At 69.0% G+C, this 14,446-nt stretch carries 11 protein-coding genes, 1 tRNA gene and 1 pseudogene; 2 read left to right on the forward strand and 11 right to left on the reverse strand.

Annotated elements, in window-relative coordinates:
- Positions 1-31: 31 nt before the first annotated feature.
- From IF23_RS31665 to IF23_RS0128155, 3 genes are read right to left on the reverse strand one after another with little or no spacing between them, the layout of a single operon-like run.
- Positions 32-1,600 carry an MFS transporter gene (locus IF23_RS31665; protein WP_245655141.1) on the reverse strand — a complete coding sequence of 523 codons (1,569 nt, stop codon included), beginning with the start codon at positions 1,598-1,600 and terminating at the stop codon, positions 32-34.
- Positions 1,597-2,358: a tRNA-dependent cyclodipeptide synthase gene (locus IF23_RS0128150; protein ID WP_078654314.1), complete on the reverse strand. Its 762-nt coding sequence runs from the start codon at positions 2,356-2,358 to the stop codon at positions 1,597-1,599. Before IF23_RS0128150 ends, IF23_RS31665 begins: the two co-directional genes overlap by 4 nt.
- Before the next feature lie 7 nt (positions 2,359-2,365).
- Positions 2,366-3,148 carry a 2OG-Fe(II)-dependent halogenase WelO5 family protein gene (locus IF23_RS0128155; RefSeq protein ID WP_030288604.1) on the reverse strand — a complete coding sequence of 261 codons (783 nt, stop codon included), beginning with the start codon at positions 3,146-3,148 and terminating at the stop codon, positions 2,366-2,368.
- A 416-nt stretch (positions 3,149-3,564) separates the two neighbouring features.
- On the opposite strand from IF23_RS0128155, the gene IF23_RS0128160 reads away from it, so the two are divergent.
- The gene (locus tag IF23_RS0128160) at positions 3,565-4,035 is read left to right on the forward strand and encodes a helix-turn-helix domain-containing protein (RefSeq protein WP_030288606.1); all 471 of its coding nucleotides are present in this window, start codon (positions 3,565-3,567) and stop codon (positions 4,033-4,035) included.
- Positions 4,036-4,103: 68 nt separating this feature from the next.
- Here IF23_RS0128160 and IF23_RS0128165 read toward each other — a convergent pair whose 3' ends face one another.
- From IF23_RS0128165 to IF23_RS33180, 5 genes and pseudogenes are all read right to left on the reverse strand, one after another.
- On the reverse strand, positions 4,104-4,706 hold the full coding sequence (locus IF23_RS0128165) for a ClpP family protease (protein WP_030288608.1): 603 nt from the start codon (positions 4,704-4,706) through the stop codon (positions 4,104-4,106).
- Position 4,707: 1 nt separating this feature from the next.
- Complete coding sequence (locus tag IF23_RS0128170; protein ID WP_030288610.1) at positions 4,708-5,346, reverse strand: ATP-dependent Clp protease proteolytic subunit; 639 nt, start codon at positions 5,344-5,346, stop codon at positions 4,708-4,710.
- Between the two features lie 209 nt (positions 5,347-5,555).
- Entirely contained in the window at positions 5,556-7,964 is a 2,409-nt protein-coding gene (locus tag IF23_RS0128175; protein ID WP_078654315.1) for an ATP-binding cassette domain-containing protein, read from the reverse strand.
- A gap of 88 nt (positions 7,965-8,052) precedes the next feature.
- The gene (locus tag IF23_RS0128180; protein ID WP_030288615.1) at positions 8,053-8,466 is read right to left on the reverse strand and encodes a VOC family protein; all 414 of its coding nucleotides are present in this window, start codon (positions 8,464-8,466) and stop codon (positions 8,053-8,055) included.
- A 516-nt stretch (positions 8,467-8,982) separates the two neighbouring features.
- Positions 8,983-9,378, reverse strand: a pseudogene (locus tag IF23_RS33180) (helix-turn-helix domain-containing protein); the annotation flags it as partial.
- A 125-nt stretch (positions 9,379-9,503) separates the two neighbouring features.
- On the opposite strand from IF23_RS33180, the gene IF23_RS0128185 reads away from it, so the two are divergent.
- On the forward strand, positions 9,504-10,427 hold the full coding sequence (locus IF23_RS0128185) for a phenylalanine 4-monooxygenase (protein WP_037680005.1): 924 nt from the start codon (positions 9,504-9,506) through the stop codon (positions 10,425-10,427).
- Between the two features lie 54 nt (positions 10,428-10,481).
- Here the strand turns inward: IF23_RS0128185 and IF23_RS33185 are convergent, their stop codons facing one another.
- The 3 genes from IF23_RS33185 to IF23_RS0128195 form a co-directional block, all read right to left on the reverse strand.
- Positions 10,482-11,384, reverse strand: coding sequence for a hypothetical protein (locus IF23_RS33185; RefSeq protein ID WP_211266211.1), 903 nt, complete (start codon positions 11,382-11,384; stop codon positions 10,482-10,484).
- Positions 11,385-12,953: 1,569 nt separating this feature from the next.
- Positions 12,954-13,041, reverse strand: a tRNA-Ser gene (locus tag IF23_RS0128190).
- 44 nt (positions 13,042-13,085) lie between these two features.
- The coding region (locus IF23_RS0128195) for a S1C family serine protease (protein ID WP_030288624.1) at positions 13,086-14,446 on the reverse strand (1,361 nt) is incomplete at its 5' end.

Raw genomic sequence — 14,446 nt, forward strand, 5'->3', positions numbered from 1 at the left:
GGCAGCGGCATCTCCACGCCGGGCGCCGTCCTCAGACCGCCGCGCCGTCCGCCGCCTCCGCGCCGCCCCGCCGCCGCTCGGCGAGCGAGAGCCACCCGAGAACCAGCAGCGCCACCACGGAGACGCCCGCCACCAGCCACATCGCCGCCTGGGTACCGTGCGCGAACATCCGCCGGAACAGGTCGGTGACCTCCGCGGGCCCGAGCGAGGTGTGCGCCGTCAGCAGCGCGGTGGCCCGCTCCGGATCGGCGGCCACCTCCCGCGTCCAGGCGCCGCCCCGCCCCGCGAGCGCCGACGTGAGGTACGCGTCCGCCCGCGCCCGGTAGAGGACGATGCCGACGGCGAGACCGATCGCGCCGCCCAGGTTGTGGAACGTCCAGGACGAGCCCATCGCCAGCCCCGCCTGCCGCTCCGGCACCGACGACAGCGCCGAGACGGTGGCCGGACCCAGCACACAACCCCAGGCCAGCCCCATCGCCACCAGCGCCGCCACGATCACGGCGAGCGGGGCGTCGGCGGTGAGCCGGGTGAAGAGCAGCGCCGCGACGGTGAAGAGCGCGAAGCCGGTCAGCAGCAGCGGACGCGGTCCGAAGCGGTCGGTGAGCCGCCCCACGAACGGCGACAGCGCCGCCATCACCGCCGTACACGGCAGCAGCATCGCGCCGGTCGCGTACCCGCCGAACCCGCGGACCTCGGCGAGATAGAGCGGCAGCAGGAAGAGCACCGTCGCATAGAAACAGGCCAGCGCGGAGTCCGCGACGATCGCGGCAAGGAACGCGCGGCGGCGGAAGAGCCCGAAGCTGACGATCGGGTCCGCCGCCCGCCGCTCGACCAGGTAGAACGCCACGAGCGCGACGACGGCGAAGGCCAGCAGACCCAGCGTCCGCCCGCTCGACCAGCCCCATGTCCCGCCGAGGGTGAACGCCAGCACCACGGCGGGGATGCCGAGGCTGATCAGGACCAGCCCGGGCCGGTCCACGCCGGTGGCCGACTCCTCGTTGCGGGACTCGCGGACACTGAACGAGCAGAGCGCCAGCGCCAGGACGACCAGCGGGACGTTGAGCCAGAACACCCACTGCCAGCCCGCGGCGGAGACCACCACGCCGCCGAGCAGCGGGCCGATCGCCAGCCCCACGCCGTTGACGCCGTAGAGCGCGCCGATCGCCCGGCCACGCCGCTCCGGCGGGAAGGCGTGCTGCACGATCGCGCCGGTGGAGGTGTAGAGGATCGCCCCGGCGGCGCCCTGGAGGAAGCGGAAGGCGATCAGCCAGCCGGTGGTCGCCGCGAACCCGGCGCCCAGGGAGGCGAGTCCGAAGACGACGGTGCCGAGGTAGAGGACGCGGCGGCGCCCGTAGGAGTCGGCGAGGCGGCCCATCGTCACCATGAACATCGACAGCGCGACGAGGAACATGTTGACGATCAGCTGGAGGTCGGTGACGGATGCCCCGAGATCGGCCTGGATCTGCGGGGCGGCCGTGTTGACGATGGTGAGGTCGATACAGCCGAGGAAGCTGATCATGCTCACGCCCGCAAACGCCCACCAGCGGCGGTCCGGTGCGGACGGCGCGGCGGTCGGGTCGGCGGTGGTCGATGACGTCACGGTGCCAATTCCTCCGGGCCTGAGGGAGGTGTGGGCGGAACGGTCCGCCGGACCTGCTGGGGGATGGTCGCCGACCGCTTCTTGTACCGGAGCGACAGCCAGCCGCCCTTTCCGGGGAATTCCCCGGTGACGAAACGGGCCTGGGTGGCGGCCATGGCGGCGGTCATGGGCTGCGGATAGATGACGTAGTCGTATCCCTGGTGCGCCCACATCGGCATGATGATCGGGCACTCCTCCACGAGATAGGCGAGGCAGCCGCGGAATGCCTCCGCGGTGTCGACGTCCGGGTCACGGGCGGTGAACCGCTCGATGAATTTCCCGATCGTCGCGTCCACCGCCTGCCCGTATTCCGGCTCCTCGGCGTACGCCTCTTCTATACGGCGCCGGAATCCCGGGTAATCCGGGTCCTTCAGCGCCTCGTCCCAGCGCAGCACCTCGGTGGGGACGGTGAGTTGGCCGAGTATGTTCTCGTTGCGCGCCAGCCAGTCGTCCCCGGCGCGGAGCGCGCGGATATACGCCTCCTCCGGGGGAACTCCGTGGAAATTGGAGCGCTGGAGGGTGTCGGCGACGGCGATGGTCAGTTCACCGAAGGCGCTGCGGTTGACGAGTTCCACGGTGGCGCGGAGTTTGTCGCCCTCGTGATAGCGCTGACCGACACTGACCAGGAGAACGGCGCGGGTTCCGGCGAGGGTGAGTCTCTTCGCCGCCTCCCCGAAATTCGCCTTCGTCCGACCGTCGACGACATAGGTGGTGGTCATGGTCGGCTCAGCTCCACAGGGTGAGCGGTCGGTCGGCGCCGTGATAGCCGAGGAAATGGCCGAGGGTGACGCGGGGCTCGTCGCCGGAGGGCCGCACCGCGTGGATCCGGCGCGGGTTGAGCAGCAGCAGATCGCCCGGCTCGGGCCGGATGACCTGCTGCGGAGGGCCGAGCTGTGTGCGTTCCAGCCCCCAGACGCGGTCGCCCTTCAGCGCGTTGTAGGCGTCCTCGCCGGGCTCGGTGGCCCAGAGTTCGAGCTCGCCGCCGGTCTCCGGAATGTTCAGATAGATATTGGCGGAGAGTTGGGCGACGAGGTCGTGGGCGGCGCTTTCGGGGAGATTGCGTTCCAGGGCGTCGGTGTGCGGATTGAGGTCCACGCCTTTCCCCTGGAAGCGGCAGATCCCGATGAATGCCTTACGACCCGCCACCGTCAGCAACTGCGCCCCGGCGTCCCAGGTCTCCTCGACGAGTGCGCGGAAGGTGTCGCTCGGTAAGGCGTACGGGGCGAAGAGGTCGCGCATCCGCTGGATGTTGTCCCGTGCCTCGCGGTGATAGCGGTCCCGGGATTCCTCGTCGCTGATCTCGGAGTAGGCGAATCCGATGCGCTGGAAGGCGGTGTCCTGACTCAGCCCTCCTCGGTCCGGATGGTGCAGCACCTCCTCGCGGACGGCTTTCACCACCTCGTCCGGGATGAAGTGCGGTATGTGCACGGCGAGGGCTTCTCCCTCGGCGAGCGCCAGAATGTCCTCGTGCACGAGTTCGCGTGCGCGGGTGCGTCTTATGACGGTCATCGTGTCCTTCCGGGTCGCGGGAAAGGGCGGGCGCGGCACCGCCGCCCGAAAATCGCTCCTCGGTCATCGCACACGGTCCGGCAAATCCGGTCAACCGACGTCGCGGTCGTGTAATGCAGCGTTAAAACCCCGATGACAAAAGGCCCCGGAGCGCCCCACGGAACCCTGCGAAAAGCGGCCGGAACACGACAGAAATGGCCGATGCACCGTCAAAATCCGGGCAGAAAAGCACCCCTGATCGGGAATAGCCAGGTCAGAGGCGGTGGCGTGAATACCCCGGGTGGAGCGGGCACACCCGGGGGCCGGAATCGGCCCCTCGACCCCCCGCCGAGCCCGCTGCCCCGCTCCCCGCCCGCTTCACCCAGGGCGGAACGCCGCACCCTTCCCCCGGCGCCCCGGATCCCTACGCTGAGGGGGTGAGCACTCATGCGCGGAACGAAGCCCACGTCATCCCGCTGCGCCCGCAGCCCTCCCGCCCCTCGCAGCCCGGCTCCGGCGGGGCGGCACATCCACCGCAGCGACCGGCCGGGGAGCCGTCGGCGCCCGCGCCGCGCGAGCCGCTCTGGCGCGACCTCGTCGGCCATGCGCTGCGCCGCGAACGCCGCGCCCAGCAGCGCACGTTGAAGGAGGTCGCGGAGGCGGCGCGGATCTCCCTGCCGTACCTCTCGGAGCTGGAGCGCGGCCGTAAGGAAGCCTCCTCCGAGGTGCTCGCGGCCGCCGCCCGGGCCCTCGGACTCGACCTCGCCGATCTGCTCGCGCTCACCCGGGACGAGCTGACCCGGCACCTCCGCAGCCGGACGGACCGCGGACGGACGGCGCGCGGACGGACGGCGCGCGGCCGTACCTCGCCCACGGCCCGGTACGACGCCCTCGACCTCGCCGCCTGACGCGCCGACGGCCGGTGCGGCGGGGAACCACCGCACCGGCCGCCCGACGAACCCGCAGGTCAGGCAGGTCAGGCAGGCAGTAGCCGCCTGCTCAGCACCTCGTCGGCGAGCCCGTAGGCCACGGCTTCCTCGGCGGTGAGTACCTTGTCCCGGTCCATGTCCGCGCGGAGCGTCGCCACGTCGTGGTGGGTGTGCCGGGACAGCACCTCCTCCGCCTGCGCGCGGATCCGGGCCAACTCCTTGGCCGCGAGGCCCAGGTCGGAGACGGTGCCCTGCTGTCCGCCGCTGGCGGGTTGGCCGAGCAGCACCCGCGCATGCTCCAGCACGAACCGCCGCCCGGGATCGCCACCGGCCAGCAGCACCGCCGCCGACGATGCCGCCTGCCCGACACAGCAGGTCGAGATCGGCGCCCGTACGTACGTCATCGTGTCGTAGATCGCCATCAGCGAGGTGAACGAGCCGCCCGGGGAGTTGAGGTAGAGCGAGATCTCGCTCTCCGGGCTCGCCGACTCCAGATGGAGGAGCTGCGCGATGACCACATTGGCGACCCCGTCGTCGATCTCGGTGCCGACGAAGATGATCCGCTCGTTCAGCAACCGGCTGAAGACGTCGGAGGAGCGCTCGCCGTGCGGCGTCCGCTCGGTGACATAGGGAACCGTGTACGTGCCCATGTCACAGCCCCATCCGTCGGTGCGCGGTGGTCGGGCGAATGTCGGCGAGCGACTCCACCACCCGGTCCACCATCCCGTACTCCCGGGCCTGTTCGGCCGTGAACCAGCGGTCGCGGTCGCCGTCCCGCATGATCGTCTCCTCGCTCCGCCCGGTGTGCTCGGCGGTGATCCGCGCGATCGTCTCCTTGGTGAACTGGTGGTTCTCCGCCTGGATCTCGATGTCCGCGACGGTGCCGCCGATCCCCGCCGACGGCTGGTGCATCATGATCCGCGCATGCGGCAGCGCGAACCGTTTGCCGGGCGCCCCCACGGTGACCAGGAACTGACCCATGCTGGCCGCGAACCCCATCGCCAGCGTCGCGACGTCGTTCGGGATCAGCCGCATGGTGTCGAAGATCGCCAGACCCGCGGAGACCGAGCCGCCGGGGCTGTTGACGTACAGGCAGATGTCGGTGCGCGGGTCGTCCGCCGACAGCAGCAGGAGCTGGGCGCAGACCCGGTTGGCGGACGCGTCGTCGACCTCGGTGCCGAGGAGGACGATGCGCTGGGCGAGCAGTTGGGCCGCGAGATGGTCGTCGAAGCGGGTGGGCGGGGTGTCGCCGTCCGCCGCGCGGGGCGGGCGGGTGGTGAGTGGAGTCATCCGGTCTCCTCGTTCGTCGGGGCAGGAATGCCGTCGAACTCACTCTTCGCCCCGGACGCCCACCGGCTACCGCTTCTCTGCCCGCCGCAGATTCGCCACGGGCAGAGCGAACGGCCACACCCTGTCTGAACTGCGACGTTACGGGCGGGCAGCGGGGCCGGCCGACACCACCGCCCCCGCTGCGCCGCCGCCTCCGGGGCTCCGGCCCGTCACTCCCCCACGTACTCCGCCAGATGCTCGCCGGTCACGGTCGAACGCGCGGCGACCAGCGCGGCGGGCGTCCCCTCGAAGACGACCCGGCCACCGTCATGACCGGCGCCCGGACCCAGATCGACGATCCAGTCCGCATGCGCCATGACCGCCTGGTGGTGCTCGATGACGATCACCGACTTACCGGAGTCGACCAACCGGTCGAGCAGCCCGAGGAGTTGCTCGACATCCGCCAGATGCAGACCGGTCGTCGGCTCGTCCAGGACGTAGACGCCGCCCTTGTCCGCCATATGGGTGGCCAGCTTCAGGCGCTGCCGCTCACCGCCGGAGAGCGTGGTGAGCGGCTGCCCGAGGGTGAGATAGCCGAGCCCGACATCGGCAAGCCGCTCAAGTATCTTCTGCGCGGCGGGAGTCCGCGCCTCACCGGAGGCGAAGAACTCCAGCGCCTCGGTGACCGGCATCGCCAGCACCTCGGCGATGTCCCGCCCGCCGAGCCGGTACTCCAGGACCGCGGCGTCGAAGCGCCGCCCCTCACAGTCCTCGCAGGTGCTGGCCACCCCGGCCATCATCGCCAGATCGGTGTAGATCACCCCGGCGCCGTTGCACGTCGGGCAGGCACCCTCGGAGTTGGCGCTGAAGAGCGCCGGTTTGACCCCGTTGGCCTTGGCGAACGCCTTACGGATCGGATCGAGCAGCCCGGTGTACGTCGCCGGGTTGCTCCGCCGCGACCCGCGGATCGGACTCTGGTCGACGGAGACGACGCCCCACTCCTCCGGGAGCGAGCCGTGCACCAGCGAACTCTTGCCGGAGCCCGCGACGCCGGTGATCACCGTGAGCACCCCGAGCGGCAGATCGACGTCCACGTCCCGCAGGTTGTTGGCGTGCGCCCCGCGGATCTCCAGCGCACCGTCCGGCTGCCGCACCGCCGCCTTGAGCCGGGCGCGGTCGTCGAGGTGGCGCCCGGTCACGGTGTCGCTGCCGCGCAGCCCGGCGACGTCCCCCTCGAAGCAGACCGTGCCGCCGCCCGTACCGGCGCCGGGCCCCAGGTCGACGACGTGGTCGGCGATCTCGATGACCTCCGGTTTGTGCTCGACGACCAGCACGGTGTTGCCCTTGTCGCGCAGCCGCAGCAGCAGTTCGTTCATCCGCCGGATGTCGTGCGGGTGCAGCCCCGCGGTCGGCTCGTCGAAGACATAGGTGACATCGGTGAGCGACGACCCCAGATGGCGGACCATCTTGACGCGCTGCGCCTCCCCGCCCGACAGCGTGCCCGCGGGCCGGTCCAGGGAGAGATAGCCGAGCCCGATCTCGACGAAGGAGTCGAGGCTCTGCCCGAGCGCGGTGAGCAGCGGCCGCACGGAGGGTTCCCGCAGGGTGCGGAGCCACTCCGCGAGGTCCCGGATCTCCATCCGGCAGGCGTCCGCGATCGAGAGCTTCCCGATCACGGCGGACCGGGCGTGCGCGGCGAGCCGCGTCCCGTCGCACTCGGGGCAGGGCGTGAAGGTGACCGCGCGCTCCACGAACGTCCGGACGTGAGGCTGCATCGCCTCCTTGTCCTTGGCGAGCATCGACTTCCGGATGCGCGGGATCAGCCCCTCGTAGGTCATGTTGATCCCGGCGATCTTCATCCGCACCGGCTCGTGGTGCAGCAGATCGTGCAGTTCCTTCTCGGTGAACTTCTTGATCGGCTTGTCCGGGTCGAAGAACCCGGACTCCGCGTAGAGGCGGGAGTTCCAGCCGCCGCCGGTGTAGCCGGGGATGGTGAACGCGCCCTCGTGGATCGACTTGGTGGCGTCGTAGAGCTGCGCCGGGTCGAGGGCGGAGACCGTGCCGCGCCCCTCGCACCCCGGGCACATCCCGCCCACCTTGTTGAAGGTGACCTTCTCCTTCTTGCCGTTCCCTACCGTGATCGCGCCCGCCGCCGACACCGACGGCACATTGAACGCGAACGCCCCGGGCGGACCGACGTACGGCTTCGCCAACCGGCTGAAGAGGATCCGCAGCATCGCGTTGGCGTCGGTGACGGTGCCGACCGTGGACCGCGGATCGGCGCCCATCCGCTGCTGGTCGACGCTGATCACGGTGGTCAGCCCGTCCAGCACATCGACCTCGGGCCGCGCCGGACTCGGCATGAACCCCTGGAGGAACGCGCTGTACGTCTCGTTGATCAGCCGCTGCGACTCCGCCGCGATGGTGTCGAACACCAGCGAACTCTTCCCCGACCCGGACACCCCGGTGAACACCGTGAGCCGCCGCTTGGGGATCTCGATGTCGACGCCCCGCAGATTGTTCACCCGCGCACCGTGCACCCGGATCATCTCGTGACTGTCCGCGAGGTGCCGACCGCCCGCCACCTGCCCGGCCACCCCGCCGCCCGCACCCGCCCGCGTACTCGTACCCCTGCTCATATCCCTCTCTCCTGCATCCCCACCACGCTCCACCGCCACCCCAGCCCCCAGGGCTCTCTCCCTCTTCTTCTTCCTCTTCCTCTCCTCCTTACGACCGCGCCTGGGTGAAGCGCAGCATGTTCCCGGCCGGGTCCCGGAAGGCGCAGTCCCGGACGCCGTACGGCTGATCGACCGGCTCCTGGAGCACCTCACCGCCCGCTGCCCGGATCCGCTCGAAGGTCGCGTCGCAGTCGTCGGTCGCGAAGATGACACCGCGCAGCAGACCCTTGGCCAGCAGCTCCGCCATGGCCTGCCGGTCGGCGGGCGACGCGTTCGGATCGGCGAGCGGCGGTTCGAGGACGATGTTCACCCCCGGCTGCGACGGCGACCCGACCGTCACCCACCGCATCCCCTCGAACCCGACGTCGTTCCGCACCTCAAGGCCCAGAACGTCCCGGTAGAAGGCGAGCGCCCGGTCGTGATCGTCAACCGCGATGAAGCACTGCGAAAGCGTGATGTCCATGCGCCCGACGCTACGGTCCACCGCCCGGATCCGCTTCTCCAATCCTGACGGGTCCGGACACGCGGGCCCGCGTCCGCGGGGGCTACCGGGTTACGGACCTGGCGGAAGGGCACGGGCAGCCACTCCCGCCTGGGCTATGGCTTCCGCTTGGGTTATGCCTTCCGCTTGGGCTATGGCTTCCGCCCCGGCTATGGCTTCCGCCCGAGCTATGGCTGTGCCTGCGCCGGACCTGACACCGGCGGCGCCCGTACCGGCCACGGACGGCACGGAGACAACCGCTCCGGCTCCGGCTCCGGCACCGGCACCCGCACCCGCACCCGCACCCGCACCCGCACCGAGCCTGGTACCAGCGGCTGTCGCACCGGCCACGGAACCGGGCCTGGCGGTGGGGCGGGCGGCGGAAGCGACCCGCGGTACGGGTCGCGGGGAGGCGGCCCGCGGCGCAGGTCGAGAGGTGACGGCTCCCGCACCGGCGACTGCTTCCGCACGGGCCCCGACAGCCCTCTCCCCCGCTGTCTCCCGCCTCCGCACCGGCCGCGTGAAGATCTTCGCGATGCACGGCGGCACCACAGCCGCCGCCTCATGGTCACGGGCCCGGTAGGCGCTCGGGCTCTCCCCCACCAGCTCCGTGAAGCGCGAGCTGAACGAGCCGAGCGACGTACACCCGACCGCGAAACAGACCTCCGTCACCGACAGATCCCCCCGCCGCAACAACGCCTTCGCCCGCTCGATCCGCCGCGTCATGACATACCCGTACGGCGTCTCCCCGAAGGCCGCCCGAAAGCTCCGCGAGAAGTGCCCCGCCGACATCAGCGCAACCCGCGCCAGGGCCGGAACATCCAGCGGCTCGGCATACTCCCGATCCACCAGATCCCGCACCCGCCGCAACCGCACGAGCTCCTCCACCGTCATGCCCCCAGCGTGACACGGAGCACTGACAATCGACCGGGGCACAAGGGCACGGGCCGCTGACCTGGCACGACACCACACGTCCCCGAATCCCTCCCCTCGCCCCACCCGCCGGGCAGGATGCCTCTGTGATCGATTGGCTGAACCAGACCCCGCTGGATCCGCACGGTGCCCGCCTCGGACGCGCCGAGGACCACCCCGCCTTCGCCGATCACACCTACGTCAGCCGCCGGAACGCGATCGTGGCCACGGCCAAGGACCACCGCGTCGGCGCCCCGTCGCCCCCGGTCACGTACGACGACGCCGAACACGCCACCTGGCGCACCGTGCACGCCGCCCTCACCGAGGCACAGCAGGGACGCGTGTGCCAGGCGGTACTACGGGCACGCGGGACGGCCCCGATCCCCGCCGACCACATCCCGCAGCACGAAGAGGTCTCCGACCGCCTCGAACCGCTGACGGGATTCCGCTTCACGCTGGCCGGCGGCATCGTCCCGAACAAGCGCTTCCTGGGCGCCATGGCGGACGGCTACTTCCACGCCGTCCAGTACGTCCGCCACCCCGCGATGCCGCTCTACACCCCGGAACCCGACATCCTCCACGACGTCTTCGGCCACGGCATCCACCTCTCCGACCCCTGGTTCGCCGACCTCTACCGCACCGTCGGCCGCGCCGCCGCCCGCGTGCAGTCCGCCGACGCCCTCGACCTGATCAGCCGCATCTACTGGTTCACCCTCGAATACGGCCTCGCCTACGAGAACGGCCACCCCAGGGCCTACGGCGCCGCCCTCCTCTCCTCCTCCGGCGAACTGGCCCACTTCCCCCGCACCACCATCCGCCCCTTCCACCTCCCCGACCTCATCCGCCTCCCGTACCAGGTGGCCGGCTACCAACAGGTGCTGTTCGCCGTCGACTCCCTGCCCCGCCTCGCAGACGTCCTGCACGGTGTCCTCGACGACTTCGACGAGGACACCCGCGACCGCCACGGCCTCCCACCCCTCGCCGAACGGGGCTTCATGGCCCGCCCGGGATCGACCGCGTCCAAGGGCTGAATCCGTCAGAGGGGTGCTGCGCCACAGACGAAGCAGATCTGAACACTAGTCAATTCACCCGAAAGCAGAGTCCGTTGGGCTGGAATGAACAGAACGGTTACAGGGAGAAGCAACCTCAGCCTCAATCCGGCCAGCGCCTATATCGACGGAAAGGCTCAAAGAGTGCCCCACACGTTCTCCAGAAGCATCAACTTCCCACGCACACAAGACTCCCTCAGCCTCTCCTGCCTCCGACTTCCAGCCGTTGACGGAGAACTTCTCGGCTACCCGTGAAAGTGCACCAGAAAGCTCATCGACAGGTACGAGATCAATACTCCAGGGATGCTTGGCGGAACACGGAGTACGCAGGCCTTTGGCCCAACAGTCCGCGCAGGTAGTTGTGGCCACCGGGCTCGCGCCCTCCACCCGCCCTCGCACGGCCGCGGCATCAAGCAGTCTGCTGGAGTGCCAATAGAGAGCCTTCTGAACAGACTCATCCGGTTCAACGGAAGCCGATAGCGGCGAACTCCGCATGGCACGGTAGTCCGCAACTTCCTGATCCGTTCCCCAATCGACCGTATTCAGGATTTCACGAAAGAGCTCGACGTGAAGACCCCAGTGTTCACCCGCTTGCGAGGTGATCTCAAAGATCAGCATCTCGCTGGTGTCAGGCAGCGGAATATAAGCCTGCATCTGCGACTGGGTGACCGGAATTTCACGACCGGATGCCGACCATTCCGCACTGATAACGAATGAGGAAATCCCGGACCGAAGGAGAGCGGTTCCGCAGTTCAACTCAACGGAGTCCCATTCGTCGTCCGGATACTTCCGTTCGAGAGTCTCACGTGTCGTCTGCAGAACCGCAGCTTCGTTCTCGGCATCGTGCTCCACCTGGCTGACCACAATGGCCGAAAGGCCCGGATTCCCCTCGAATTCAAGCGGACAGAGGCCAGCGTATATCACATTGGCCTCCACCATCGGCTCCAACTGCGCCGAGAGACCGAGTGCGAAATAATGAAGATATCGCCAAAATGTTTAGATATAGCGATTTTCCACCCAGATACCTACGCGGAATTCCCGACTGCTGGTTCCGACGCCACTCTTCTACGCGCCGTACAGCACCGCCTGCGCATATACAAGGTTCACATCCAGCAACTCGGCATCCGCACGGTACCGACCGTTCTGGAAATCGATGACAACTTTCCCTTTTCCGCTGCCGCTCCTCACGCGCCATCGGGCTCGGTGAGGCTTACTCCACAGGGAACCACTCGGATGCAAGTCGCCGTTGAGAAGGAAGATCAATGCCAGTATCCCCCAGAAAGGTGAGGCCACCCAATATGCGAGCCAGCCTCGGATATTCCCCTTACGGGCAACCGCGCTGCACTGTTCATCCCCGCCCTCCACACGCCACTCCTGGCGAATTCCCAGCGGAGATCGTCCGTGGGTGATCCGCCCGACGAACCGCCCAGATCCGTCATGCACTGCGTACACCGTCTCAGATGGAGCGGAATCGACTTGAGGGATAACGGTGCACAGAGTCTGGTGAGGATCTGCCGTCGTGAGAGCAAAAGCCGGCTCGTCATCGCTCCCCCCGCCATATCGGTGAACCCGGGCCAGCGGAGATTCAGCAGCGAATCTCCCCATCCCCGTTTGAAGGGCCCCCCACGCCTCACAGTCTCGCAAGGCCACGAACTGCTGCGCAGACTCATCCTGCGAAAAGCAGAACTTTATATCGGCCATGTTAAATACTCCCCCTGCCTCGACTTGTCTATTTTTGCGAACTTCTCAGCCTTACGTGTACAGATGGCCGACTCATGCCCTCGGTAGTAGGGGTGGGCAACAGCCGACGGCCAACCAGTCTGTCAGAGTTCGGCGATCGGCAGTCAGGTCGCCGTGAAACCCGATGTGAAATCTCCCTCGACACGCAATCGACGTTCCGACCTTGTTAAGCGAGTTGAGCTCATGTCGTTCAGGGGCGGGAACCAGATACTCGTCCACGCAGACCGACCCCTGGCACGATCCATGAAGCGGAGTGGAAAAGAATTGCAGAAGAGAACTGGCCTGGGGCACCCCGGAGCCTTTCCCATCTGCCGTATTCGCTGAACCGTAAGGCGGTGCGATGTGAATCACGGTGGGGGGCGCTTCTCAGAGGAAGGCCTCATATACGCGTCTGACCTTGGGTCCGCCAGAAATCCAAGCCGTCCGCGCCGCCGAGAAATGGAATCCATGGCCCAAGTCCGCGACCGTCCTCGACGCCGGAAACCCGACCCGCATAACAAAAGGTCCCCTCCTCATCACGAGGAAGGGACCTTCTTCAGAGCGCCCGGCAGGCCTTGCACCTACATTTCCCACCGGTTGGTGGGCGTCTTTCCTTGGACCACAGACGCACGCCCCACCCGCCGTTCCCGGAGGCGAAGTTGCACCATGATCATATCGGATCCCGGACGCCCCCGCGACCACCAGGGACGCGCAGCCACCAGGCCCCCAGAACGACGAAGGCCCCTGACCGAGAACTCCGGTCAGGGGCCTTCTCACGCTGTTGAGCCGCGGAGGCTGTGGGATTTGAACCCACGGTGAGGGGTTACCTCACGACAGTTTTCAAGACTGTTCCCTTAGGCCGCTCGGGCAAGCCTCCCCGCGGCAGCGCCGGGGCGGGTGCCGCGGGGTCAGGGTAGCGCGTCACTTGTCCCCTGTGCGCTGGCCCAGGGTGACTTCGGCGGTGTGCTCCTTGCCGTTGCGCTGGAAGGTCAGGGTGATCTTGTCGCCGGGCTTGTGCTGCCAGATCTCGCTGATCAGGGTGGGGCCGCTGTCGATGACGGTGTCGTCGAGCTTGGTGATCGTGTCGCCGGGGTGCAGGCCCGCGCGGGCCGCCGGGCCGTTCGGGGTGACGGAGTCGGAGCCGCCGTTTCCGGTCTCGGCGATGGTGGCGCCGTTGCCGGTGTCCTTCATCGAGACCTGGACGCCGATCTGCGGGTAGATCGGCTGGCCGGTACGGATCAGGTCCTGGGCGACGCGGCGGGCCTGGTCGATCGGGATGGCGAAGCCCAGGCCGATGCTGCCGGACTGTTCGCCCTCGCCGCCCATGCCGCCGTTACCGGCCGACTGGATCGCGGAGTTGATGCCGATGACGTTGCCACCGGCGTCCATCAGGGGGCCGCCGGAGTTGCCGGGGTTGATGGAGGCGTCGGTCTGCAGGGCGCTCATGTACGAGGCGCTGGAGCCGCCGCCGTCGCTGGAGGCGACCGGACGGTCCTTGGCGCTGATGATGCCGGTGGTGACGGTGCCGGAGAGGCCGAAGGGGGCGCCGATGGCGATGGTGGCGTCGCCGACCTGCACGTCGGAGGACTTGCCGAGCGGCAGCGGGTTGAGCTTGGCGCCCGAGGCGTTCTTCAGCTTGACGACGGCGACGTCGTAGCCCTGGGCCCGCCCGACGACCTCGGCGGCGTACTTCTTGCCGTCGGAGAACGTCGCGGTGAGCTTGCCGCCGTCGGCGGCGCTGGCGACGACGTGGTTGTTGGTGAGGATGTGGCCCTGCTTGTCGTAGACGAAGCCGGTGCCGGTGCCGCCCTCGCCCGTCGCGCCCTGTGCCTCGATGGTGACGACGCTGGGCAGCGCCTTCGCCGCTATCCCGGCGACGGAGGTGGGCTTGCGGTTGAGTGCGCCGGAGTCGCCGGAGCCGGTGACCGTCGTCGAGGCGTGGTCGTCGCGGCCCGCGGCCCAGAAGCCGATGCCGCCGCCGACACCGCCCGCGACCAGCGCGGCCACCAGGACCGCGGCGACCAGACCGCCGTTGCGCCGCCGGGGCGGCTGCGCGTCCGGGGCGCCCCAGCCGTTGCCGCCGCCACCGCCGCCGCCGTACGGGGGCTGCTGGCCGCCCCAGCCACCGCCGCCGCCGTACGACGGCAGCTGGGTGGTGGGGTCGCCGCCGGGGGCGCCCGGAGCGCCGTACGCGCCGGGGGCGGACGGGCCGGAGGCACCGGGTGCGCCGGGCCCGGGCTCGCCGGGGTGCCCGGGCGGACCGTGCGGCGGCTCCTGACCGG

This window comes from Streptomyces catenulae (assembly GCF_000718015.1).
In the GTDB taxonomy this organism is placed as follows: Bacteria; Actinomycetota; Actinomycetes; order Streptomycetales; family Streptomycetaceae; genus Streptomyces; species Streptomyces catenulae.